The organism is Marinibacterium profundimaris (genome assembly GCF_002210095.1).
GTDB lineage: Bacteria > Pseudomonadota > Alphaproteobacteria > Rhodobacterales > Rhodobacteraceae > Marinibacterium > Marinibacterium profundimaris.
Genome location: NZ_AQQR01000002.1, coordinates 629,179 through 652,956, shown reverse-complemented (window position 1 = coordinate 652,956; position 23,778 = coordinate 629,179). Strand labels below are relative to the sequence as shown.

Genomic DNA, 23,778 nt, shown 5'->3' with positions numbered 1-23,778 from the left:
ATGTCGCGGTGATCCCGGCAGGGGTCATGCACCGCGCCGCGCCTCACCCATTCCGGTCCTTTCGCGCCTGGGTGGCGCAGGCGCGAAGGGGTGCGGCCCGGGGTCGGTCCTTGGGTCTTCTGGCAGTCAGGTCCGGTGTCGCACAGGGCGGGCGCCTTTGCGGGTGCAGCCGGCCCCGGGGACGGGGGACGGATCTGCCGCCCGGCGCGGCCGGTGCGTTACTGGTTCGTCGGCGGCGGGGCCGATGGCGTGCGGATCCCGGCGCGGCGGAAGCGGTCTGCCTCGGCAAAGGGGTTCAGGGCGAATTGCTGATACGCCTGGTTGTAGCGGTCGACCGGCACGATGCGGATATTGGTGAAGCGCGCCTTGCGATTGCGGAACTCGGCATCGGACTCGGCCAGCACCTGGCGGATGTTGGGCGTCACGCCATAGCGGCTGGAATAATTGACGATCGCGCCGTCCCGGGCCGGGATGCTGGCGGCCGGCTGCAGCGCGGCCGCGCTTCCGCCCAGTTCGACAACCGCGTCGGCGGTCGGGGTCGGATCGGTGCGGTTCGTGGCGCCGGGCGTGGGCACCGGCAGGAACGTATAGCTTTCGGGCTCCGACAAGGGTTTCGCCGGCACGACCTTGAATTCGTCGGGCCCCGTGGGCGGTCTGTTCAGCTGCCGCAGGCCATCGCTGCCCGAGCAGGCCGCAAGCGTCAGGGAGAGGCCCAAGGCCAGCCCCAAGAAGGGACCTCGTCCGATCCCGTGATGTCTGCGCTGCGGATGCATTGCGTTCTCCCGTGCTTGGGCCTGTCTAGCCCATCGAATTGAGGACGTCACGCGCCCTTTTTCGTCCCGTGGCGGGCGGCCCGCTCCAGGCCCGTCACGACCTTGGATCCGGCTCAGCGCCCGGTCTTGCGCGGCTTGCCGCCGCCCGATCCGTGGTCGAACACCGCCAGACCGATGGCCCCCGCGAAGATGAACACATCCGCCACGTTGAAGACGTAAGGGTTGTTGATCCCGCAGCAAGACATGTTGAGAAAATCCAGAACGTAGCCGTAAAGCACCCGGTCCAGCGCATTGGCCATCGCCCCGCCGACCAGCAGCCCGGCCGAAACATGCATGCCCCAGGCCCCGGGGTGCCGCCGCGCGATCCAGATCCAGACCGCCGCCGAGATCACGACCGAGACCCCGATCAGCACGTAGGGCATCCATTCGGAATGACCGTTGAAGAGGCCGAAGTTGATGCCCCGGTTCTCGCCGTAGCGGAACACCAGGAAGGGTGGCGCGACCTCGATCTGCCCCTGGATGTCCAGGCGCATACGCCAGATGACGATCCACTTGGTCAGCTGGTCGATCACAAAGGCAAGCGCCGCCGCAAACAGCAGCGCCCGGTGCGGTGTCAGCCATCCGATCCGTCGAGCCACGCCGCAGCCCCCTTCAGTGGCGGAAGTGGCGGATGCCGGTGAAGACCATCGCCAGCCCGGCCTCGTCCGCCGCCGCGATGACATCCTGGTCGCGCATCGACCCGCCCGGCTGGATCACCGCGGTCGCCCCGGCTTCGGCCGCGGTCAGCAGGCCATCGGGGAAGGGGAAAAAGGCGTCCGACGCCACGACCGAGCCTTGCGTCAGCGGCGCGTCAAGACCCAGCGCCTCGGCCATGTCCTGGCTCTTGCGGGCGGCGATGCGGGCGCTGTCGACGCGGCTCATCTGGCCGGCGCCGATGCCGACGGTGGCGCCGTCCTTGACGTAGACGATAGCGTTGGATTTCACGTGCTTGCCGACCTTCCAGGCGAAAAGCATGTCGGCGATCTCCTGCTCGGACGGCTGGCGTTTCGTCATCACCTGCAGGTTGTCCGCCGTGATCAGGCCACTGTCGCGGTCCTGCAGCAGGAAGCCGCCCGCCACCTGCTTTACCATCCGCCCCGGCGCCTTGGGATCGGCAAGGCCACCGGTCGTCAGCAGCCGCAGGTTGGGCTTCTTGGCAAAGACAGCGCGGGCGTCGTCATCGGCGTCCGGCGCGATCACCACTTCGGTGAAGATGCCGGCGATCTCCTCGGCCGTGGCGCCGTCCAGCACGCCGTTCAGCGCGATGATCCCGCCGAAGGCCGACGTCCGGTCGCAATCGAAGGCCCGCACATAGGCGTCCTTCAGCGTCGCGCCCGTTGCCACGCCGCAGGGATTGGCGTGCTTGATGATCGCGCAGGCCGGGCCGCCGGTGCCGAATTCCGACACCAGTTCAAACGCGGCATCGGTGTCGTTGATGTTGTTGTAGGACAGCTCCTTGCCCTGGTGCTGCACCGCCGTCGCGACGCCGGGCCGGGAGGAGCCGTCCTTGTAGAACGCCGCCGACTGGTGCGGGTTCTCGCCATAGCGCAGGGTCTGGGCCAGCGTGCCGGCGACGACCTTGCGGCGGGGCGCGGGCTGATCCAGCGCCTCGGCCATCCACGAGGACACGGCGGCGTCATAGGCGCCGGTGCGGGCATAGGCGGTCTGGGCCAGCCGCTGGCGGAAGGCATAGGTGGTCTGGCCGTCCATCGCGTCCATCTCGGCCAGCAGCGCGGCGTAATCCTCGGGATCCACGACAACGTTGACGAAGGCGTGGTTCTTGGCCGCCGCGCGGATCATCGCCGGGCCGCCGATGTCGATATTCTCGACGCAGGTCTCGTAATCAGCCGACGCGGCGACGGTGGCCTCGAACGGGTAGAGGTTCACCACCAGCAGGTCGATCGGCGCGATGTCATGGTCTTCCATCGCCTTCACATGCGCATCATTGTCGCGCAGCGCCAGCAGCCCGCCATGCACCGCCGGGTGCAGCGTCTTGACCCGGCCGTCCATCATCTCGGGGAACCCGGTGACCTCGGCCACGTCCTTCACGCTCAGCCCCGCCTCGCGCAGGGTTTTCGCGGTGCCGCCGGTCGACAGCAGCTCCACGCCCTTGTCGGCCAGGGCCTTGCCGAGGTCCACAAGCCCGGTCTTGTCGGATACGGAAAGCAGCGCGCGGCGCACGGGGGCGAGATCGTTCATTGAGGATAACTCCCTTCGGGGATCAGTCGGCAGCGAACAGGTCGTCCATGGCCAGATCCCGCACCGCGACGGCGGTGTCCTGGGCCTTGGCCAGCGACCAGCGGATTCGCGTGGCATATCCCATGGCTTTGCCCGAGAGTACAATCTGTTTCGTCGCACGCGGCTTCAGCCGCCCGGTTTCCAGGTAGACCGACGGTTCCAGCTTCAGCTCGTTCTTGCCGTCGTGCCGGAAAATCCAGATCTCGCCGCTTTTCAGCGCCAGCGAGACGGCGGCGCCGCCCAGGTCGATTTCGGCATCGACATCCGGGTGCAGGTGAAACCGCACGTCATAGGCGATCCCGGCCAGCCGCGTCGCGTCCAGCGCCTTGTCGAACTGCCGTTTCTCGACCTCGCTCATCGACAGAAGCATGTCCTCGCCGGCAAGGCCGCGCCCGTCGATCGTCAGGTCCAGGATGCGCGCATGTGTCAACCCGTGCGAGGCGACATAGCCGTCATGCCCGCCCTCGAAGCGCAGTCCGTCGGCCATGTCGCTGATTTCGACCGGAACTGCGGTCGGCCCCTCGATCAGCGCCTCGCGCCCGGTGCCGCGCGCCGGCGGGCTGAGCCGGGCACTGGAATAGCCGTCAAGGCACAGCACCGAATGCGACGGCGTCGCCCTCCCGGCCCGGCGCCAGTCCGCGCCGAAGGCGGTGCCGGCCCCGCAGTTCACGATCACCGGGCGGCGGCCCGAGGTCAGCTCGAACGCCATGGTCGAGGCATGGGCATTGTAGGAGGCCGCGCCAGAGGGCGGCGGCGCGGCATCGATGAGGATCGAGGTGCGCCGCGAGGACAGCCGCGCATAGCCCATCGCCAGCCCGTCGGCATGGCGCTTGCGCACGGCACTGGTGCACAGCGCATGATCCAGCCGCCCCTCCAGCCCCCGGCCGCCGCCGTGGAACCGCGCCAGCGCGCCGTCGGAATGGCGCAGGGTGCGCAAGGTGGGCGCGATGCGGTCGATGGCGTCCAGATGGGCGCGGGGCGTGTTGCGCCCGGCCTCGGCCAGGGCGCCGGCCGCCCATGTCAGGAGGGTGAAGACCTCGAGCAGCTCTTCGGGGTTGCGGGTCGGCAGCCCGCCCTCGTCGTCGATCTGCAGGTTGCATTCGCGGGCCAGCGCCACGATGGCCGGATCGGCCATGGCCTCCTTCCCCTCCAGCGAGAAACCCGCGTAGACCAGCCCGGTCAGCGCCTCGAACCGGGGCAGGCCCGGCGCGGCGGCCATCCAGCGGCGCGACAGGAACCAGGTCTGGGCCGAGAGGCCGCGGTAGAAGGCGGCGCTTTGGGCGGCATCGCGGCCGCGCAGCAGGAAGAGCGCGTGGCAGATCCAGCGGATCAGGCGCCGCCCCGTCAGGTCCGGCGTCCAGCCGGGCCCCTGCCCCTGGCCGTAACGCTCGATCCAGCCCCAAAGCCAGTCCTGCGCACGGGCCCGCGCCGTGACATCGCCAACCGCGGCCAGGTCATCCAGCCAGCCAAAGCCATGCCGCGCGGCGTCAAAGGCCGGGTCGGGCGCCTCGATCGCCCACAGGTCCTCGCCCGGGGCTTCGACGAAATGCCCGGCGAGGATGATGTTGCCGGCCAGCAGTTGCCGGCCCCGCGCAAAGGAACCGATGGTCTTGGGTTCGGGCTGCGAGACGAACCCCGTGGCCGCGCGCTGACGCGCCGAACGACGCGCCGCGTGGCGATTGAGCACCCGCGTGCGCCATCGATCAAGGGGATCCCGTTTGGCCATCTGCTCTGCCTTCTGACGCTTTTGTCAGCGTTCTTCCAAGACGATACCCTCAGAAGATCGGCAAGTCACCGCTTATTGCGCCTTCGCGCGCCCGCAAAGCCTGTTTGGCGGGTGCTTTCGCACCGCCTGCCTGCCTCCGCGTCATCCGGCCTTGCGCAGGCAGGCCATGTAGAAGCCGTCCACCCCGCCGCTCCCGGCCAGGACATCCGGGCGCAGCCGCAGCCCGCCCTCGGGCGTGTGCCACGCGGGCTCGATCCCCGGCCGCGCCAGCGCGTCCCGGTCGACCGCCGCGCCCTCCAGCCGCTCCAGCGCGCGGAGGATCTGCGTCTCGCCCTCTTCGGGCAGCAGCGAACAGGTGCAGAAGACCAGCCGCCCGCCAGCGCCCAGCAGGGTCCAGGCGTGGTCCAGCATCTCGGCCTGAAGCGGCACGAGGGCATCAAGCTCGCGCACCGGCTTGATATGCGGCAGATCGGGATGGCGGCGGATCGTACCGGTCGCCGAACAGGGCGCATCCAGCAGGATCGCATCGTAGAGACCCTTGTGCGCACGGGCATCGCCGATCACCAGCGTCGCGCTCAGCCCCGTGCGCGCGAGGTTCTCGGTCACGGTCTTCATCCGCGTTTCGGAGAGATCCAGCGCGGTGACATCGGCGCCGGCGGCCGCCAATTGCAGCGTCTTGCCGCCGGGCGCGGCGCACATGTCCAGAACCTTTTCGCCGGGCTTCGCATCGAGGAGCCGCGCCGGGATGGCGGCGGCGGCATCCTGCACCCACCATTCGCCCTCTGCGAACCCCGGCAGGGCCGAGACCTGACCGGCATCCGCCAGCCGCACCGATCCGGTGGGCAGCAGCGTGCCGCCGACCGCCTCGGCCAGCGCGGCGCCGCCGTCGGCGCGCGGGGTCAGGTCCAGCGGCGGGCGCTCGGCCTGAACCTGTTCCATCGCCGCGACGGCATCGGCGCCCCAGGCCGCGACGAACCGCGACCGCAGCGCCTTCGGCAGGCGCGGCGCGCGCAGGGTGGGCCAGGCCTCCGGCCCTTCGGACGCGACCTTGCGGAGCACGGCGTTGACCAGCCCCTTGAAACTGCCGTTCTTGCGATGGGACCGCGTGAGAGAGACAAGGTCGCTCACCACGCCATGGGCCGCGCCGCCGGTGCACAGCTCCACCGTGCCAAGCCGCAGCACGTTCTGCACGAAGGGCGGCGGGCGACGGTCGAGGTAGCGGTTCAGAAGCCGGTCGGCCCGGTCGAGCGCGCGCAGCGTCTCTGTCGCAAGCCGCTGGGCGCGGGCCCGGTCGGACGGCTCGTAGCGATCCAGGATACCGAGGCTCTCGGACAGCATCCGCCGGTCGGTGAGAACGGCGCCCAGCAGCGCCACGGCGCCGCGCCGCGCGTCGCTCATGTGGCCGTCACCGGCCGGTCATCGCGGGTGCCCCGCCTGTGCGTTTGCCGGTTCATGGGCCGTTCCCGCCTTGTCCAGATCAGGAACGCGCGTATATCAGGAGGTAGGACCGAGAGGAACCCGTGATGAGCGACCCGACCGACAGACCCGACCTGCCGCCCGCCGCCCAACGCGCCCTGGCCGAGGCCGAGGCGCGCCGCAAGGCCGCCGCGCAGGAGAAACCCCTGCCCAGGGAACTGGGCGGCCGCGACGGACCCGAGCCCGTGCGCTATGGCGACTGGGAGAAGAAGGGACTCGCGATCGACTTCTGATCGCGGCCGGCCCAGGACATGTTCTGCCGATCTCAGTTCAGCGTGAAATCCGCGAACTGCCCGGCGCCCCGATCCGAGGTGAAGCGGATCTTGCTGCCGTTCACGGTCACTTCCTGGCAATTGTAGCCCAGGTCATCGCCGCCCCAGGCGAGATCGCGGCAGAAATAGCCGTTCTGCCAGGACCATTGTCCCTGCACGTCCCAGGTCATGCCGCGCCCCGAAATCGCGCCCTGCGGCGACACCTGAAGGCGCACCAGCGGACGCGTCAGCGTCTTGCCGGTGACGATCTGCTTGAAGCGGTCTTCCGAATCGATCTTCTGGAATTCGGCGGCGGCGGGGGCTGCCGCAAGACATCCCAGAACGATGGCCAGTCGAGTCAGCATGGCTCTCTCCCCATGATGCTTGGTGATGCGTCAGGGGTGGTTACGACGGACGGAGGGATCCGGATCACTATGCGGACGAAAAAAGGCGCCGGGAATGCCCCGCCGCCCTTCTGAGCTTTTCCTTCACAGCACCGGCAGTCGCCCGGCCCAGAAAATTCGACGAATTTTCTCGGCCCCGCCTCCGGAACCCGCGCCGTTCAGCTCAGGCCCAGCACGTCGATCATGTCGTAAAGCCCCGGCCTCTTGTCCTGGCCCCAAAGCGCCGCCTTCAGCGCGCCACGGGCAAAGATCGCCCGGTCGGTCGCCACGTGGCGCAGGATCAGCCGTTCGCCCTCGCCGGCGAAGACCACGTCATGTTCGCCCACGATGTCGCCGCCACGGACCACGGCAAAGCCGATGTCGCCGCGCTGCCGCGCCCCGGTCATGCCGTCGCGGCCCCGGTCCGACACCTCGTCCAGCTTGACGCCGCGCCCTTCGGCCGCCGCCTCGCCCAGCATCAGCGCCGTGCCCGAGGGCGCGTCGACCTTGCGGTTGTGATGCGCCTCGATCACCTCGATGTCGAAATCCGCGTCCAGCGCCGCCGCCACCTTGCGGGTCAGCAGCGTCAGCAGGTTCACGCCGAGGCTCATGTTCCCGGCCCGCACGATCACCGCGTGCCGCGCGGCGGGCTCCAGCAGGGCGATCTGTTCGTCCGTCATGCCGGTGGTCCCGATCACGTGCACCGCCCGCGCCTGCGCCGCCAGAGCCGCGAAGTCCACCGTCGCCGCCGGCGCGGTAAAGTCGATCACCGCCTGGGCCTTGGAAAACGCCTCCAGCGGGTCATCCGTCACCGCCACGCCCAGGGCCGCGCCGCCCATCGCCGTGCCGATATCCTGGCCGATCCAGTCGTGCCCGGCGCGCTCCACCGCGCCCACCAGGCGCGCCTTGTCGCTTTCGGCCACGGTCTTCACCAGCATCCGGCCCATCCGGCCCGAGGCCCCGGTGATCACGATCCCAGGCAGTTCCGTCATGTCATTCACCCTCCTGACGCGGCATCCCCTTTCCCTAGCGGCTCCTCTCCCGCTTGGCAAAGCCTCCCCGACCACCTAAATCTGCCGCATGGCCAAAAACAAATTCCATGACGGGCCCGGGCCCTCCCAGCGCCAGCTTCGCGTCGGCGAGCTGATCCGCCGCACCTTGTCCGAGGTGCTGGCCCGCGGCGATATCCACGACCCAGATCTCAACCGCCTCTCGATCACCGTCGGCGAGGTCCGCACCTCGCCCGATCTGAAGATCGCCACCGCCTATGTCCTGCCGCTGGGCGGACAGGGGCAGGAGGACGTCGTCGGCCTGCTCGCCCGCAACAAGAGCGAGCTGCGCCGCATGGTCGGCAAGAAATGCGGGCTGAAATACGCCCCCGACCTGCGCTTCCAGCTCGACGAGACCTACGACCGGCTGGACGAGACCCGGCGCATGTTCGACCAGGACGCGGTGCGCCGCGATCTCGACAGTTGAAGCGCCTCGCAGCCGCGCTGATGGCGCTGGGGCTCTGGGCGGTTCCGGCGGCGGCCACCTCCTGCCGCGATCTCGTTCATGACGGCAACCGCTACACCGTGTGCGAGGTCGATCTCGCGCGGGAAGAGCTGCGGCTGTTCCTGAACCGGCCCGACGGGTCGCTTTATGGCCAGTTCAGCTCGGTCGAGGCGGATCTGCGTCCGGAGGAAACCCTGACCTTCGCGATGAACGCCGGCATGTACCATGACGACCGCTCGCCGGTGGGCCATTACGTCGAGAACGGCGAGGAGCTGATGCGGGTCATCCCCAACGCGGGGCCTGGGAATTTCGGCCTGCTGCCCAACGGTGTATTCTGCATCCGCGAGGGCCGCGCCGACGTGATCGAGACCCTGCGCTTCGTCGACGAGGCGCCCGCCTGCCGCTATGCCACCCAATCCGGCCCGATGCTGGTGATCGACGGCGCGCTTCATCCGCGCTTCCTCGAAGACAGCACCTCGCGCTATGTGCGCAACGGGGTCGGCACCACGGCGGACGGCCGCCGCGCGGTCTTTGCCATCTCGCGCAATGCGGTGACCTTCCACGAATTCGGCCGCCTGTTCCGCGACGAGCTCGGCCTGCCGCAGGCGCTTTATTTCGACGGCAATATCTCGCGCCTTTACGCGCCCGGGATCGGCCGCAACGACCCCGGCTTCAACATGGGTCCGATCGTCGGCGTGGTGGCCCCCTCGGGCTCCTGAGGCAGGCCTGGGCGCATGGCTTGACCGCCCCCGGGGCTTGGCGCTATAGCGCGGCCTTTCTTCTGACATCGGGCATTTCGGGGCAAGACATGGCACGCAAGGGACGCGACATTTCCGGCTGGCTCGTGGTGGACAAGCCCGCCGGGCCGACCTCCACGGCCGTGGTGAACAAGGTCCGCTGGGCGCTCGGCGCCAAGAAGGCCGGCCATGCCGGGACGCTGGACCCCGAGGCGACCGGCGTTCTGGCCGTGGCGCTGGGCGAGGCGACCAAGACGGTGCCCTACATCACCGATGCGCTGAAGGCCTATACCTTCACCGTCCGCCTGGGCCAGGCCACCAACACCGACGATGCCGAGGGCGAGGTCATCGCCACCAGCGACACGCGCCCCACGGATGACGAGATCAAGGGCGGGCTGGGCGATTTCATCGGGGAAATCATGCAGGTCCCGCCGAAGTTCTCGGCCGTGAAGATCGACGGTGAACGCGCCTATAAACTCGCCCGCGACGGTGAGGATGTCGAAATCGCCGCCCGCCCGCTCTGGGTCGAGGAGCTGTTGCTGGTTGACCGCCCCGATGAGGATCACGTGGTGCTGGAAATGACTTGCGGCAAAGGGGGTTACGTCCGCGCCATCGCCCGCGACCTGGGCCATGCGCTGGGCTGCCACGGCCATGTCACCCGCCTGCGGCGGATCTGGTCCGGGCCGTTCGAGGCCGGCGACGGGATCTCCATGGAGACCATCGAGGAGCTGGCGCGGACGCCCGAGCTTGACGCCTACCTGCGCCCGCTCGAGGAAGGGCTCGCCGATCTGCCGGAGCTGAAATGCACGCCCGAGGGTGCGGTGCGGCTGCGCAACGGGAACCCGGGGATGGTCTTTGCCTCCGACGTCGAATACGGCGACGAGGCCTGGGCGAGCCTGGATGGCAGGGCCGTGGCGGTGGGCACCTACAAGGCCGGGCAGCTGCATCCGAGCCGCGTGTTCAACCAGAGCGAGCCGGCGTGATCCCGGAGCCTGCGGCAGGGCCGGCCCGGGCGGGCGCGTGACGGCGGGGCTGGTCACCCGCGCCCACGTGAAAGGCGACGCGCCGTCCGAGGCGGTGTATTCCCCTTGTGAATCATATCGTTACAGCCTTACCCGCACCTGGGATCCGGGGGCGAGGCGGCTGCTTTACATCCTGCTTAACCCGTCCAGGGCGACCGAACTGCAGAACGATCCGACCGTCGAGCGCTGTGAACGCCGGGCGCGGGCGCTGGGGTTCGGGGCATTTCGGGTGACCAACATCTTCGCCTGGCGCGAGACCGATCCTAAAAGCCTGCGCGCCGCCGCGGCGCCGGTGGGGCCCGCCAATGACGCGGCGCTGCAGGACGGGCTGGGCTGGGCCGATACGGTGATCGCGGGCTGGGGCGCGCATGGCGAGCATCTGGGCCGGGGGGTCGAGGTGCGGGAGCTGCTGCGGGCAAGCGGGCGAGAGATCCATCACCTGGGCCTGACCAACGCCGGACATCCGCGGCATCCGCTTTACATCGCCTATGCGCAAGTGCCGGAAGTCTGGCATCTGGAAACCGGGTAACTAATTATTTTTCAAGCGATTTTCACGGGGTCAGCCCGGCGGGCAGCCGCTTCCGCTGCAGCCTGACGACCGGTAGCGAGCCGGCCTGTCAGGGCCGGAGAGCGGGGCGCGGGGGCGGTGGTTTTCCTTTGCAAGCCCGCCCCTTTCCCTGTATCAGCCCGCATCCGGCCCGGAATCAGCGATGGTTCTGGACTGGATACCTCCATGGGCCTGTGCTGGACGACATCCCGGCCTGCGCCATAACCCCTTGTTTTCGAAAGGAGACCCCGATGTCGATCACGCCGGACGTCAAAGCTCAGCTGATGAAGGACTACGCGACCAAGGAAGGCGACACTGGTTCGCCGGAAGTCCAGGTTGCCATCCTCAGCTCGCGCATCTCTACCCTGACCGAGCACTTCAAGACCCACAAGAAAGACAACCACGGCCGCCGTGGCCTGCTGAAGATGGTCGCCCAGCGCCGCAAGCTGCTGGACTATCTCAAGGCCAAGGACGAAGAGCGCTACGCCACGCTGATCAAGCGTCTGGGCCTGCGCCGCTAAGCAGTTCTGTCCGTTTTGTACAAAGCCTGAACGGCCTTTTGTCCGTTTTGTACGCCCGCCTTTCGGCGGGCGTTCTGCTGTTCGGGGGGCCGATCCGTGTCCTCTCCCCTGCCCCGGCCCGCCCACCGGCGACGGGTGGCACAGACCCGCCAAAGCGGGCGAGTTGGCCGTGTCCAACGGCAACAAGCCGTGTCTTTCGGGCCATGTCGCGAAGCAACATCACGTTTTTTTGCGCATAACACGCGGCGCTTGATCCCCCGCAAGGTTATGGTGAGTCCGATTCGCCAAAGTCTGACCGGTGAGCGGACGATGTCCGCTTGGCAAGGAGGCCGCAGATGAAGACATTCTGGAAGACCCCGGACACCGGCCGCCCAGCGGCCCCTCTGTGGTCCGTCACGGCTGTCTGCATCGCGCTGACCGGAGGGCTTGGCACGGCCGCGCGGGCCGATGACTGGTCGCTGTCCCTTGGCCGCGATGTCTGGGCCTCGGGCCAGACGGAGTTCAAGGGCGCGCATCCCGGCGCGGCCGAGCCGCAAATCGACCTGTCGCTGGGCTTCGACCTTTCGGAAAACACAGCGCTGACATTCGGTTGGCGCGAGCTGGGCGTGGACGACCTGCGCGACGAGGAATTCATCGAGGACTTTGGCAGCCGCGTGCCCTACGTGGGTTTCGCGCTGCGGTTCTGACGCCGCCCCTTTGCGCCGCACCGGTCCCGGCCGGCGCCGCCCACAGCGGGGTCAATTCCGCCGCACGCCCCGCACCGGGACGCGCGGGCGGTGCAGGGCGCGTGCCCGATCCATGCGCGCAAAGGCTTTCAAAGTGACTGAAATTGAGATAAGGCCCGGCCATCTGAGACGTGACGCCACGACCCCGGCGTCGTGAGAGAAGGATGGAAGGGGTCGGCGGCAATGGGGCCGCCATATCAAACGGGAGACCCGGGAACGCCCGGGAGTGCTCCCTTGAGGATACGACACATGTTCAATGTAACGACGAAATCCATGCAGTGGGGCGAAGAGACGCTTACACTGGAAACGGGCAAGGTCGCCCGTCAGGCCGACGGTTCGGTCATCGCCACGCTGGGCGAGACATCCGTCATGGCCAACGTGACCTATGCGCGTGAACAGAAGCCCGGGCAGGATTTCTTCCCGCTCACCGTTCACTACCAGGAAAAATACTATGCGGCCGGCAAGGTGCCCGGCGGCTTCTTCAAGCGCGAAGCGCGGCCGACCGAAAAGGAAACGCTGACCGCGCGCCTGATCGACCGCCCGATCCGCCCGCTGTTCGTCCCCGGCTTCAAGAACGAAGTGCTGGTGATGTGCACCGTGCTGTCGCACGACCTGGTCAACGACCCCGACATCGTCGCGATGATCGCCGCCTCGGCCGCGCTGACCATCTCGGGCGCGCCGTTCATGGGCCCGATCGCCGGCTGCCGCGTGGGCTATGAGGATGGCGACTACATCCTGAACCCGACGGTCGACGACATGCAGGATCTGCGGCTGAACCCCGAGCAGCGCCTGGACCTGGTTGTCGCCGGCACCAAGGACGCCGTGATGATGGTCGAATCGGAAGCCTACGAGCTGACCGAGGCCGAGATGCTGGGCGCCGTGACCTTCGCGCACGAGCAGATCCAGCCGGTCATCGACCTGATCGTTTCGCTGGCCGAAGAAGCCGCGAAAGAGCCGTTCGACTTCACCCCGCCGGATTATTCCGACCTCTATGCTGCCGTGAAGGCCGCCGGTGAAGAGCAGATGCGCGCCGCATTCGCGATCACCGACAAGCAGGAGCGCGTGGCCGCCGTGTCCGCCGCCCGCGAGACGATCAAGGCCGCTCTCACCGAAGAGCAGCTTGCCGACGGCAACCTCGGCTCGGCGATGAAGAAGCTGGAAGCCGGCATCCTGCGCGGCGACGTGGTCAAGGGCGGCACCCGGATCGACGGCCGGTCGACCACCGACGTGCGTCCGATCGTCTGCGAAACCGGCCTGCTGCCGCGGACCCACGGGTCGGCGCTGTTCACCCGGGGTGAAACCCAGGGCCTCGTCGTGACCACGCTGGGCACCGGCGACGACGAGCAGTTCATCGACGCGCTGCACGGCAACTTCAAATCCAACTTCCTGCTGCACTACAACTTCCCGCCGTATTCGGTTGGTGAAGTGGGCCGCGTGGGCTCCCCCGGTCGCCGCGAAATCGGCCACGGCAAGCTTGCATGGCGCGCCCTGCAGGCGGTTCTGCCGGCACCGACCGATTTCCCCTACACGATCCGCCTGGTCTCGGAGATCACCGAATCCAACGGCTCTTCGTCGATGGCATCGGTCTGCGGCGGTTCGCTGTCGATGATGGACGCGGGCGTTCCGCTGAAATCGGCGGTTGCGGGCGTGGCCATGGGCCTGATCTTGGAAGACGACGGCACCTACGCGATCCTGACCGACATCCTGGGCGACGAAGACCACCTCGGCGACATGGACTTCAAGGTCGCGGGCACGGAAAACGGCATCACCTCGCTCCAGATGGACATCAAGGTGGCCGGCATCACGCCCGAGATCATGGAAAAGGCGCTGGCACAGGCCAAGGACGGCCGGATGCATATCCTGGGCGAGATGAGCAAGGCGCTGTCGGAAGCCAAGGGCTTCTCGGCGCATGCGCCGCGCATCGAGACCATGACCATCCCCACCGACAAGATCCGTGAAGTGATCGGCTCGGGCGGCAAGGTGATCCGCGAGATCGTGGAAACCTCCGGCGCCAAGGTCGACATCAACGACGACGGCGTGATCAAGATCGCCTCGGCCGATGGTGACGCGATCCAGCGGGCCTACGACATGATCTATTCGATCGTGGCCGAGCCGGAAGAAGGCAAGGTCTACACCGGCAAGGTCGTGAAGATCGTCGATTTCGGCGCCTTCGTGAACTTCTTCGGCAAGCGCGACGGCCTGGTGCATGTCAGCCAGATCGAGAACCGCCGCCTGAACCATCCGTCGGATGTGCTGAAGGAAGGCCAGGAAGTGAAGGTCAAGCTGCTGGGCTTCGACGATCGCGGCAAGGTGCGCCTGTCGATGAAGGTCGTGGACCAGGAGACGGGCGAGGAAATCGCGCCCGAGAAGAAACAGAAGGAAGACGCGGCGGAGTGATCCGCATCGTCTGACCGATAAGGGGCCCCGGTGGAAACGCCGGGGCCTTTTGCGTTCGGGGACGGGGCAGAGCGGAGATTGGCGCTTGCCCAAGGGGAAAGAATCGTAAAAAAATTCTTTATCCTCAACTTCTTGAACCAAAGGTTCTGTAACATGAGCATGACAAAGACGGTCCGCGATATGCTGGGTGCGGCGGCGGTGGCGCTGATGACCACCCTGCCCGGCGCGGCGCTTGCACAGGTCCAGACGCAGGACGACATCGCGGCGCATGTCAGCGCGGCGGAGCCGGCGAAGCAGAGCTTCATCAAGGATCAGCCGATCCTGGGCTGGACCCTGACCGGCGACGACATGGCCGCCCTGCCCGACGTCATCCGCGAGAACCTGGGCGGGGTGGACGGGACCGGCTATGACGCCGCCTATCTGGCCGAGAACAAGGGCAGCATCGTGGCCCTGCAGATGACCGGCAGCGGGCCGGATTTCTACATCATCGGCCTGCCGACCTTCCGCGACAGCTATGTCGCCGTGCCGCTGGACGAGGTCGCCGAAAAGAACGGCCGCCTGGTGGAGCGGCTTGAGATGGTGCCGGAGCTCGCCGCCATGTTCGACGCCCGCGACCCTAGCCTGGTGGGCGCGCTGAAATCCGTTCCGGTGGAGATGATCGCCATGTCGGATGCCGGCTATGACATCGCGCAGGAGGTCACGATCCAGGCGCCCTGGGGCACGCAGACCAAGCCCGCCGGACAGGAGGCGTTCCTTGTCTACGACACCGGAGAATCCCAGTACTACATGGTGAATTCCGGCCCGGACGGCCTGCCGCTCAGCTACGTCCCGGCCGAGTGATCCGACGGGCGGGCTGCGGCGCCTTGAGCGGCGCGGCAGCCTGGTCCGGGGCGGCGTGAGCTGGGGCGAGCAAAGCGCGCGGGCCTCCAACCGGGGGATACGGCGCGGGCGGACGCGGTCCCTGTGCAACCGACATTTCCCATGTCCGGTGTTTTTCCAGATTGCGCACAGACGCACATTCCATCCCCGGGCCATGCGGCATAGAACCGGGGCATGGCCGCGCGCCGATCGGGACGGGACCGGGGGTCAGGTGCCTTTCGGCGACCGGGGACAGACGGCTGCCACCAGAGGGCGCGGTGCACGGACCGGCCGGGGAGAGCGCTCCCCGGTCGGGCTCCACCGGGTCGGCCCTGACCGGGCCGCAGCCGAGTCGCACGGCGGATCCGGCGGCACCGACTGACGCGGTAAAGCCCGGCGCGCGGCCGGTGCACTGCAATGACCCGGCGGAATACGACGATCAGCGGAGCAATACAGCCATTCCGGGGCGGTCCGGGCCGGTTCAACCCGAGGGTGACGGCACGGCTGCTACACTCCACCGTCAATCCGCCTGTGGATAAACCGGTACCGATTGAAGAAGCTTGACCCATCCCCCAATGTGCGCTCATGCGCTCGGACGAAATCTCGGTCATTGCCCCCAACTTGAAGAAACGCTGGTCCGGCGTGACCTCGACCGTATTCCGGCTCGTGCCGGTCCAGAAATCCCAGATCGGCATCGCCTGCACCGGGCCGAACCTGCCGCCCGAGCTGCCGAAGATCACGCTGATCGGGCTGATCTTCATGCGCGCGCGCAAGCCGCGGATCTGGCACGCCCGGCGCAACACCGAAATGCTGGCCGGGCTTGCCCTGAAATGGATCCTGCGCAAGAACCTGAAGCTGGTCTTCACCTCGGCCGCGCAGCGCGCGCACAGCCGCTATACCCGCTGGCTGATCCGGCGGATGGATGCGGTGGTGGCAACCTCGGCCAAGGCCGGCGCCTTCCTGCAGGTGCCGCACCGGGTGATCATGCATGGGGTCGATTGCGATCGCTTCCGCCCCGCCGCCCACAAGCGCGACGTGAAGGAGGCCCTGGGCCTGCCCGCCGATCACTGCCTGATCGGCTGTTTCGGGCGGATCCGGCACCAGAAGGGCACCGACCGCTTCGTCGAGATCATGATGCGCCAGGTCAAGCGCCATTCCGACGTGACCGCCGTGATCACCGGCGGCACCACCGTGGACAACCGCGGCTTCGAGGACGATCTCAGCGGCCGGGTGACCCGGGCCGGGATGGCCGGCCGGATCCAGTTCCTTGGCGAACAGCCCGACGGGCGCGTGCCCGAATTCTTCCGCGCCATGGACATCTTCGTGGCGCCGCAGCGGGCCGAGGGCTTTGGCCTGACCCCGCTGGAGGCGATGGCCTCGGGCGTGCCGGTGGTGGCGACGCGGGCCGGCGCCTTCGAGGAGATGATCGAAGACGGCCAGACCGGGCTGATCGTGGACACCGAGGATGACGAAGGGCTCGAGGCGGCCATCGAAGAGCTGATCGCGGCGCCGGAGCGGCGGGCCGCCATGGCCCGGGCCGCGCGCGCGCATGTGCTGGACAATTTCGCGCTCGAGACCGAGGCGACGGCGCTGACCGCGCTATATCGCAGTCTGCTGGATGACGGCGGGGAGAACGGCGATGACGAGGGACAGCACGACGGCTGAGGCCGGATGTCCGGGCATGTCGGGGCGCGGGAGCATGCGGCCCCCCTGCCCTCGTTGGAGGACACGGAGCTGGCGCATCGCGGCGGCGGCGCTGCTGGCCGCCCTGTTGGCCGCTCCGGGCGCCATGGCGCAGGACAAGGCGGCTGTCGAGGCGCGGTTCCGGGTCTGGCTGGACGATACGATCTGGCCCCGGGCCCAGGCACGCGGCGTATCGCGCGAAACCTTCGAGGCGGCCTTCGACGGGGTGCGCCTGAACTGGAACCTGCCCGATCTGGTCATGCCCGGCACCGCCGCCGAGACACCGAAGCGCCAGCGGCAGGCCGAGTTCGGCGCGCCGGCGAAGTACTTCAGCCGCGGATCGCTGGACGGGGCGACATCCGTGGGCCGGCAGATGGCGCGCCGCCATGCCGCCGCGCTGGAGCGCGCCGAGGCCGAGACCGGCGTGCCGGGGCGGATCATTCTGGGCATCTGGGGGCGCGAAAGCGGCTATGGCCGGGTGGCGATCACCCATGATGCCTTCGAGGTGCTGGGCACCAAGGGCTTCATGAGCACCCGCGCGCCCTATTTCACCGACGAGCTCATCGCCGCGCTGGAGGTGGCCGAGGCCGGATTCGTCCCCGCGCGCAGCATGAAAAGCAGCTGGGCCGGGGCGCTGGGGCAGCCGCAGTTCATGCCCTCGAACGTGCTGGAGCATGCTGCCGACGGCGATGGCGACGGGCGCGCCGATATCTGGGGATCCGAGGCGGACACGATCGCCTCGATCGCCGCCTACCTGGATCACCACGGCTGGGTCGCGGGGCGCGACTGGGGGTTCGAGGTGGCGGTGCCCGAGGATGTGTCCTGCACGCTGGAAGGACCGGACCAGGGGCGGCCGATTGCCGAATGGGAGGCGATGGGGATCCGGCGGATCACGGGCCGGGCCTTTCCCGAGCATGAGCGGCAGGGCGAGGGATACCTGCTGATGCCCGCCGGGCGGCACGGGCCGGCCTTTATCGTGACGCCGAATTTCTACGTGCTGAAGGATTACAACATGAGCGATCTCTACGCGCTCTTCGTGGGGCATGTGGGCGACCGGATCCGCTACGGGATGGGCGATTTCCAGGCGGCCTGGGGCGATGTGGGCGCGATGTACCGCTCGGACATCGCCGAGATGCAGCGCGGGCTGGAGGCGCTTGGCCATGACGTGGGCGGGGCCGACGGGCTGCCGGGGTTCAAGACGCGCCGGTCCATCGGGCGCTGGCAGGAGGCCACGGGCCGGACCGCCACCTGTTTCCCCGAGATCGGGATGAAGGCGGAGCTGGCGCCCTGAGCGCGGGTCAGGCCGGCAGGGCGGGCCGCGCGTCCGGCGTGGCGAACCAGCCGCCCAGCGCGGTTTCATAGGCCAGCCCGGCCTGCATCACGTCACCGTCGCAATAGGTCCGCCCGACCAACTGGATGCCCGTGGGCACCCCGTTCGACGCATGGCCCGAAGGGACCGACAGAACCGGGCAGCGGCTGAGCATGTTGAAGGGCGTGGTCATGACCCAGCCCAGCATCGGGTCGACCTCGACCCCGTTCACGCTGACGCTGTCGGAGGCCGGATCGAAATCGGCCGGGACGGCAGGCAGCGCCGTGGTCGGACAGACCAGCAGGTCGTAGCGTTCCAGCAGCGGGCCGAGGGTGGCGTACATCGCGCCCGCGACATCCAGCGAACCCACGAAATCCTGCGCGGTGGAGGCCTGCGAGGCCTCGCAGATTTTCCGCACGTAACTGGTCATCTTCGCGCCATGCTCGGCAAAAAGCTGGGCGATATGGCCGCCGAAGAGGTGGTTGAGATAGGCCGACCCGGCCTGCAGCGCGTCGGGCGGCCAGCCCAGATCGACCTCTTCCACGGTCGCGCCAAGATCGCGGAACACGTCCAGCGCGGCCTCGGTGTTGCGGCGCACCTCCGGGTCGACCTGAAACAGACCGAGGTCGGGAGAATAGGCGATCTTCCACCCCTTGATGGGCGCGTAATCGGTCGGCAGGACAAGCTTGGGCTTCAGGCTGGCGATGTCGGTGGGGGACGGGCCGGCCATGACGTTCTGCAGGCGGATCACGTCGCGGACCGAACGGGCCATGGGCCCGGTGTGGCAGTAGAAATCCAGGTTGAAGGGCACGGCTTCGGGATTGCGGCCGTAGGGTGGTTTGAACCCGACGAGGCCGCAGGTCGACGACGGCACGCGGATCGAGCCGCCGATGTCCGACCCGGTGCAGAGCGGCGCGCAGCCCGCGGCCAGCGCGGCGGCAGAGCCTCCGCTGGAGCCGCCGGGCGTCATCTGGGGGTTCCACGGGTTGCGGGTGACGCCCCACAGCTCGGACCACGTGACCACGGCGGCGGAGAACTCCGGCGTGGCGGTGGACACATGGGCGATGGCGCCCTCGGCCAGGATCCGGGCATTGCCGGTCGAGGTCGCGTCGGCCACGAAATCCTTCAGGATCAGCGAGCCGTTGGAGACCGGCCGCCCCTTTATCCAGGCCTCGTCCTTGATGCCCACCGGCAGGCCGTCGAGGCTGCCGATCGGGGCGCCGGCGGCATAGCGCGCCTCGGCGGCGCCGGCCTCCTGCATCGCCTCGTCGTAGAAGGAGTAGGTGAAGGGCCGCAGCGCGGGCTGCACCGCCTCGCACCGGGCGATCACGGCCTCCATCAGCTCCACCGGGGACAGGGTCCTGGCGGTGAAGGCGGCGATGGCGTCATCCGCCGTGAGATAGCAGAGTTCGTCCTGCGTCATGGGCTGGCTCCGGTGAGGTGGGGGATGTGGGGGGAGAGGCCGGCGCGGGCCCGGGTGGTCCCGGCGCGACTCGGCGGCGCGCCGGGACAAGCGATGCGCGGCCCCCGGCAGGCGGGGGCGCGGCGCTTACTTCTGCAGGTCGGTCCAGATCCGGGTGTAGATCTGCTGCGTCTCGGGCGAGCAGGTCTTCATGAACTTGCCGGCCGCCTTCAGATCCTCGGGGATGACGATCTCGCGCGCGGACATCATGTCCTCGGGCATGAATTCCTCGGACCCCTTGATGCCGTTGGCATAGCGCGCGAATTCGGAAATCAGCGCGGCGTTCTCCGGCTCCATGATGAAGTTCTGGAAGGCCTTCGCCGCCTCGGGGTTCTGCGCGTCCTTCAGAACGGCGACCGAATCCATCCAGAGCGGGTAGCCTTCCTTGGGATAGCCATAGGCGATGTCCTCGTTCGCCAGCCGCATCCGGAAGGTCGAGCCGTTCCAGTTCACGCCGGCCCAGAGGTCTTCCTTGGCGAATTTCTCGATGTTGCCGTAATCCATGCCGAGCCATTTCTTCTTGGCCTCGACCAGCCCGTCGCGGACCTTCTTCAGCAGCTCCATGTCGTCGGTGCAGCGTTCGCCGCCGTAATACATGATGGCAAGGCCCATCACGTCGCCCATTTCCGGCACGACGTTGATCTTGCCGACCAGCTCGTCGGGCGGATCCATGAAGATGGCGGAGGTGTCGATATCGCCGTCGTAATACTTGGTGTTCACCACGACGCCGGTGCTGCCCCATTGCCACGGCACGGTGTAGTGCCGGCCCGGATCCCATTCGACATCGACCCATTGCGGATCGACATTCTCGAAATTCTCCATCTGGTCGGGGCGGCTTTCCAGCAGCAGGCCTTCGCTGATCCAGATCGGGACGTAGGAGTTCGACGGCACCACGATGTCGAAGCCGTGGCCGCCGGCCTTCACCTTGGCCAGCGCGGTGTCGTTGCTGTCGTAATCGGTGATCGTCACGTCGATGCCGGTCTCGGCCTCGAACTTCTCGATCAGCTTGGGGTTGGTGTAATTCCCCCAGTTGTAGATGTTCAGCTCTTCCGCGACGGCGCCGCCGGCCACCAGGGCCAGGGCGGAGGTCGCTGCGAGGATGGTCTTCATCTTGGTCTCCTTGTTGAACTTGGTCGCCCCGCCGGTTTCTGTGCCCGGCTGGAACGGGATCACTCGCGCCCCCGGCTGAACCAGAAGAAGAGCGACACAAGGATCGCCCCGGCCAGCAGGATGACGGTCGAGATGGCGTTGACCTCGGGCGTGACGACGCGGCGCAGCTGACCCAGCATGTAGGTCGGCAGCGTGTCCTGCCCGGCGGATTTGACGAATTCGGTGATCACCACGTCATCGAGAGAGATGACGAAGGCCAGCATGTAGCCCGCGATGATGCCGGGCATCAGCAGGGGCAGCGTGATCTTGGTGAACACCTGTTTCTTCGAGGCATAGAGGTCCGAGGCGGCGACCTCGAGCGTCATGTCCATGGTTTCCAGCCGCGCGCGGATCGGCAGGTAGGCGAAGGGGATGCAAAAGGCGGTATGGGCGGCGATGAGATAGATCATCGAATTGTGCCCGGTGGCCACCTTCACCCAGGCGAAGACGATCAGCAGCGCGACGGCGGTGACGATTTCCGGCACCATCAGCGGCTGGTTGATCAGCGCGTAGATCATCGTGCGGCCCGGGAAGCGCCGGGTGCGGGTGGTGGCGAGCGCCGCCATGGTCGCGGCCACGGTGGCGATCGTCGCGGCCGAGCCGGCCAGGTAAAGCGAGCGGATCGCGGCGCCCTGCACCTGTTCGTTCGCCGCCGCCTGGGCGTACCAGCGCAGCGAGAAGCCTTCCCAGATCGCCAGCGTGGTGCCGGCATTGAAGGAGAAGACCACGAGGATGATGATCGGCGCGTAGATGATGACGAAGGCACAGATCGCCACGGTGGCAAATCCCGGCAGGGTGCGGGCGTTGTAGGCGCGTCCGCGCGGCGCGGCCGCGGCGGCGCTTTCGGGCGTGGCGGGAAGCGAGGTCTCAGCCATTGTGCGTCTCCCGCGAGGTGGCCCGGACATAGAAGATCAGCGCGATCATCACCGCCACCATCAGCGTCAGCGACAGCGCCGCGCCAAGGGGCCAGTTGCGGCCCTGTCCGAACTGAAGTTCGATCAGGTTGCCGAACATCAGGTTCTTGCCACCGCCCAGCACGCGCGGCGTGACATAGGCGCCCAGCGAGGGGATGAAGACCAGGATGGATCCGGCGATCACCCCGGGCTTGATCAGCGGCAGGATGATCAGGCGAAACGCCTTCCAGCGGCTGGCGTAAAGGTCGTGCGCGGCCTCGACCAGGCGAAAATCCAGTTTCTCGACAGCGGCATAGACCGGCAGGACCATCAGCGGCAGATAGACGTAGCTCATCCCGAAACCGATGGCGAAATTGGTGAACATCATCTGGATCGGCTCCTGGATCAGGCCGATCTTCAGCAGGATCAGGTTGATGACCCCCTCGGCGCGGATCAGCTCCTGGATGGCGATGGTGCGCACCAGCAGGTTGGTCCAGAACGGCACGGTGATCAGGAACAGCCAGAATTCGCGTTTGCCGTCGGGCCGCGTGGCGATGAACCAGGCGGTCGGCACGCCGATCAGCAGGGTGACCACCGTGGTGATCAGCGACAGCGACAGCGAGCGCCAGAAGATCGACAGATGCGCGTCGGCCCAGGCCAGCGTCCCGTCGAAGATGTCGCGCTGCAGCAGGACCGAGACCCAGCCTTCGGTCGAGAATTCCCATTTGACGTTGCCGTAATCGCCCGGCGCCAGGAAGGAATAGACCACCATCACCATGAGCGGGCCGGCGGCGGCACAGAGGATGATCGCGATGGCCGGAAGCGACATCAGCCAGCGGGTGCGGTGGTCCTGCCGGAGCGCCTCGGCCTCCAGCTCTCCGGGGGCGGTGGGGGATGCTGTGGCGTCACTCATCGGCTCAGTCCTTCAGCACCGTGACAGCGCCGGGGGCGATGGTGACCACGGCAGGCTCGCCCTGGGACGGCAGGGTGGCGCCGCCGCCGGTGCTGTTGGACATCTTCGCCTTGAACAGCTCGCCCGAGCCAAGCTCCAGGTGGATCGTGGTGGCGTCGCCGGAATAGACCACGTTGCGGATCGTGGCGGGCAGCTCGTCCCCGGCGGGGGAACCGGCGCGCACGGCCGCATGTTCGGGGCGGACCAGAACGCTGACCGGCCCGTCGGCCACGCCCGGGGGTGCGGTGACGGCGAAGGCGCCGCCGCCGGCCTTCAGCGTGACATGGCCCGCCGACAGCGTCGCGTCGAGGAAGTTGGATTCGCCGATGAAGTTCGCCACGAAGCGTTCGGCCGGGCGCTGGTAGATGTCGCGCGGGCTGCCGATCTGCAGGATCCTGCCGTCGCGCATCACGGCGATGCGGTCCGACATGGTCAGCGCCTCTTCCTGGTCATGGGTGACGAAGATGAAGGTGATGCCGGTCTCGCTCTGCAGGCGCTTCAGCTCTATCTGCATCTCCTTGCGCAGCTTGAGGTCCAGCGCCGAGAGCGGTTCGTCCAGCAACAGCACGCGGGGATGCGGCGCCAGCGCGCGGGCCAGGGCGACCCGCTGCTGCTGGCCGCCCGACAGCGCCGAGGTCTTGCGCGATTTCAGCGCCTCCATCTGCACCAGCTTGAGCATCCGGTCGACCGTCTCGTTCACTTCGCGCTTCGGTTTGCCCAGCATTTCAAGGCCGAAGCCGATGTTGCGCGCCACCGACATATGCGGAAACAGGGCGTAATTCTGGAACACCGTGTTGATCGGCCGCTGATCCGGCGCCAGCCGCGAAATGTCGGTGCCATCCAGCCGCAGCGCGCCCATGGTGGGCGGCTCGAACCCGGCGATGATGCGCAGAAGCGTGGTCTTGCCGCAGCCCGAGGGACCCAGAAGCGTGAAGAATTCATTGCGCCGGATGCCGACCGACACGTCGTCGAGCGCGCGCACCGCGTCCTCGCCCGGGAAGATCTTGGAAACCCTGTCGACGTCGATCGCGACCTGGGCTTCGGCGGCCTCCGAGACCGGAGTGCTCATGTCCATGGCTGATGTCCCCGCAACGATACCATCCCCTTTTTGTAGGACCCGGCTCGCTTTCACGGCAAGCGGCG

Annotated in this window: 23 protein-coding genes; 11 read left to right on the top strand and 12 right to left on the bottom strand. The window is 67.7% G+C overall.

What is annotated here, in order from left to right:
• Positions 1 to 218: 218 nt before the first annotated feature.
• From ATO3_RS07985 to ATO3_RS07965, 5 genes are all read right to left on the bottom strand, one after another.
• Positions 219 to 728, bottom strand: a complete 510-nt coding sequence (locus ATO3_RS07985) for a DUF3035 domain-containing protein (RefSeq protein WP_233152067.1) — start codon at positions 726 to 728, stop codon at positions 219 to 221.
• A 158-nt stretch (positions 729 to 886) separates the two neighbouring features.
• Complete coding sequence (lspA, locus tag ATO3_RS07980; protein WP_233152066.1) at positions 887 to 1,411, bottom strand: signal peptidase II; 525 nt, start codon at positions 1,409 to 1,411, stop codon at positions 887 to 889.
• A 13-nt stretch (positions 1,412 to 1,424) separates the two neighbouring features.
• On the bottom strand, positions 1,425 to 3,011 hold the full coding sequence (gene purH / locus ATO3_RS07975; RefSeq protein ID WP_088649285.1) for a bifunctional phosphoribosylaminoimidazolecarboxamide formyltransferase/IMP cyclohydrolase: 1,587 nt from the start codon (positions 3,009 to 3,011) through the stop codon (positions 1,425 to 1,427).
• Between the two features lie 22 nt (positions 3,012 to 3,033).
• On the bottom strand, positions 3,034 to 4,776 hold the full coding sequence (locus ATO3_RS07970; protein ID WP_088649284.1) for a heparinase II/III family protein: 1,743 nt from the start codon (positions 4,774 to 4,776) through the stop codon (positions 3,034 to 3,036).
• Positions 4,777 to 4,917: 141 nt separating this feature from the next.
• Positions 4,918 to 6,174 carry an RsmB/NOP family class I SAM-dependent RNA methyltransferase gene (locus ATO3_RS07965; protein WP_088649283.1) on the bottom strand — a complete coding sequence of 419 codons (1,257 nt, stop codon included), beginning with the start codon at positions 6,172 to 6,174 and terminating at the stop codon, positions 4,918 to 4,920.
• A 125-nt stretch (positions 6,175 to 6,299) separates the two neighbouring features.
• On the opposite strand from ATO3_RS07965, the gene ATO3_RS07960 reads away from it, so the two are divergent.
• Complete coding sequence (locus tag ATO3_RS07960; RefSeq protein ID WP_088649282.1) at positions 6,300 to 6,485, top strand: DUF1674 domain-containing protein; 186 nt, start codon at positions 6,300 to 6,302, stop codon at positions 6,483 to 6,485.
• Between the two features lie 32 nt (positions 6,486 to 6,517).
• On the opposite strand, the gene ATO3_RS07955 is transcribed toward ATO3_RS07960, so the two are convergent.
• Both ATO3_RS07955 and dapB read right to left on the bottom strand, forming a co-directional pair.
• Positions 6,518 to 6,868: a dihydrodipicolinate reductase gene (locus ATO3_RS07955; RefSeq protein ID WP_088649281.1), complete on the bottom strand. Its 351-nt coding sequence runs from the start codon at positions 6,866 to 6,868 to the stop codon at positions 6,518 to 6,520.
• 197 nt (positions 6,869 to 7,065) lie between these two features.
• Positions 7,066 to 7,878 (bottom strand): 4-hydroxy-tetrahydrodipicolinate reductase, encoded by an 813-nt coding sequence (dapB, locus tag ATO3_RS07950; RefSeq protein ID WP_088649280.1) that lies wholly within the window; start codon positions 7,876 to 7,878, stop codon positions 7,066 to 7,068.
• 88 nt (positions 7,879 to 7,966) lie between these two features.
• On the opposite strand from dapB, the gene rbfA reads away from it, so the two are divergent.
• From rbfA to ATO3_RS07900, 10 genes are all read left to right on the top strand, one after another.
• A complete protein-coding gene (gene rbfA / locus ATO3_RS07945; protein WP_088649279.1) occupies positions 7,967 to 8,362 on the top strand; it encodes a 30S ribosome-binding factor RbfA in 396 nt (131 codons plus the stop codon).
• A 20-nt stretch (positions 8,363 to 8,382) separates the two neighbouring features.
• Positions 8,383 to 9,099 (top strand): phosphodiester glycosidase family protein, encoded by a 717-nt coding sequence (locus ATO3_RS07940; protein WP_088649375.1) that lies wholly within the window; start codon positions 8,383 to 8,385, stop codon positions 9,097 to 9,099.
• A gap of 89 nt (positions 9,100 to 9,188) precedes the next feature.
• Positions 9,189 to 10,100 (top strand): tRNA pseudouridine(55) synthase TruB, encoded by a 912-nt coding sequence (truB, locus tag ATO3_RS07935; RefSeq protein ID WP_088649278.1) that lies wholly within the window; start codon positions 9,189 to 9,191, stop codon positions 10,098 to 10,100.
• Between the two features lie 49 nt (positions 10,101 to 10,149).
• Positions 10,150 to 10,668, top strand: coding sequence for a DUF1643 domain-containing protein (locus ATO3_RS07930; RefSeq protein WP_088649374.1), 519 nt, complete (start codon positions 10,150 to 10,152; stop codon positions 10,666 to 10,668).
• Between the two features lie 269 nt (positions 10,669 to 10,937).
• Entirely contained in the window at positions 10,938 to 11,207 is a 270-nt protein-coding gene (gene rpsO / locus ATO3_RS07925; protein ID WP_088649277.1) for a 30S ribosomal protein S15, read from the top strand.
• 335 nt (positions 11,208 to 11,542) lie between these two features.
• Entirely contained in the window at positions 11,543 to 11,893 is a 351-nt protein-coding gene (locus ATO3_RS07920; protein ID WP_088649276.1) for a hypothetical protein, read from the top strand.
• Positions 11,894 to 12,181: 288 nt separating this feature from the next.
• Complete coding sequence (gene pnp, locus ATO3_RS07915) at positions 12,182 to 14,329, top strand: polyribonucleotide nucleotidyltransferase (protein WP_088649275.1); 2,148 nt, start codon at positions 12,182 to 12,184, stop codon at positions 14,327 to 14,329.
• Positions 14,330 to 14,482: 153 nt separating this feature from the next.
• The gene (locus ATO3_RS07910) at positions 14,483 to 15,169 is read left to right on the top strand and encodes a hypothetical protein (protein WP_088649274.1); all 687 of its coding nucleotides are present in this window, start codon (positions 14,483 to 14,485) and stop codon (positions 15,167 to 15,169) included.
• A 603-nt stretch (positions 15,170 to 15,772) separates the two neighbouring features.
• Positions 15,773 to 16,852, top strand: a complete 1,080-nt coding sequence (locus ATO3_RS07905; RefSeq protein ID WP_088649273.1) for a glycosyltransferase family 4 protein — start codon at positions 15,773 to 15,775, stop codon at positions 16,850 to 16,852.
• Between the two features lie 34 nt (positions 16,853 to 16,886).
• Positions 16,887 to 18,161 carry a lytic murein transglycosylase gene (locus ATO3_RS07900; protein ID WP_088649373.1) on the top strand — a complete coding sequence of 425 codons (1,275 nt, stop codon included), beginning with the start codon at positions 16,887 to 16,889 and terminating at the stop codon, positions 18,159 to 18,161.
• 7 nt (positions 18,162 to 18,168) lie between these two features.
• On the opposite strand, the gene ATO3_RS07895 is transcribed toward ATO3_RS07900, so the two are convergent.
• From ATO3_RS07895 to ATO3_RS07875, 5 genes are all read right to left on the bottom strand, one after another.
• Complete coding sequence (locus tag ATO3_RS07895; protein ID WP_088649272.1) at positions 18,169 to 19,602, bottom strand: amidase; 1,434 nt, start codon at positions 19,600 to 19,602, stop codon at positions 18,169 to 18,171.
• A 126-nt stretch (positions 19,603 to 19,728) separates the two neighbouring features.
• A complete protein-coding gene (locus tag ATO3_RS07890; RefSeq protein ID WP_088649372.1) occupies positions 19,729 to 20,751 on the bottom strand; it encodes an extracellular solute-binding protein in 1,023 nt (340 codons plus the stop codon).
• Between the two features lie 59 nt (positions 20,752 to 20,810).
• Entirely contained in the window at positions 20,811 to 21,665 is an 855-nt protein-coding gene (locus tag ATO3_RS07885) for an ABC transporter permease (protein ID WP_088649271.1), read from the bottom strand.
• Positions 21,658 to 22,596, bottom strand: coding sequence for an ABC transporter permease (locus tag ATO3_RS07880; protein ID WP_088649270.1), 939 nt, complete (start codon positions 22,594 to 22,596; stop codon positions 21,658 to 21,660). The genes ATO3_RS07885 and ATO3_RS07880 overlap by 8 nt, the downstream gene beginning before the upstream one ends.
• A gap of 4 nt (positions 22,597 to 22,600) precedes the next feature.
• A complete protein-coding gene (locus tag ATO3_RS07875; protein WP_088649371.1) occupies positions 22,601 to 23,704 on the bottom strand; it encodes an ABC transporter ATP-binding protein in 1,104 nt (367 codons plus the stop codon).
• Positions 23,705 to 23,778: the final 74 nt, after the last annotated feature.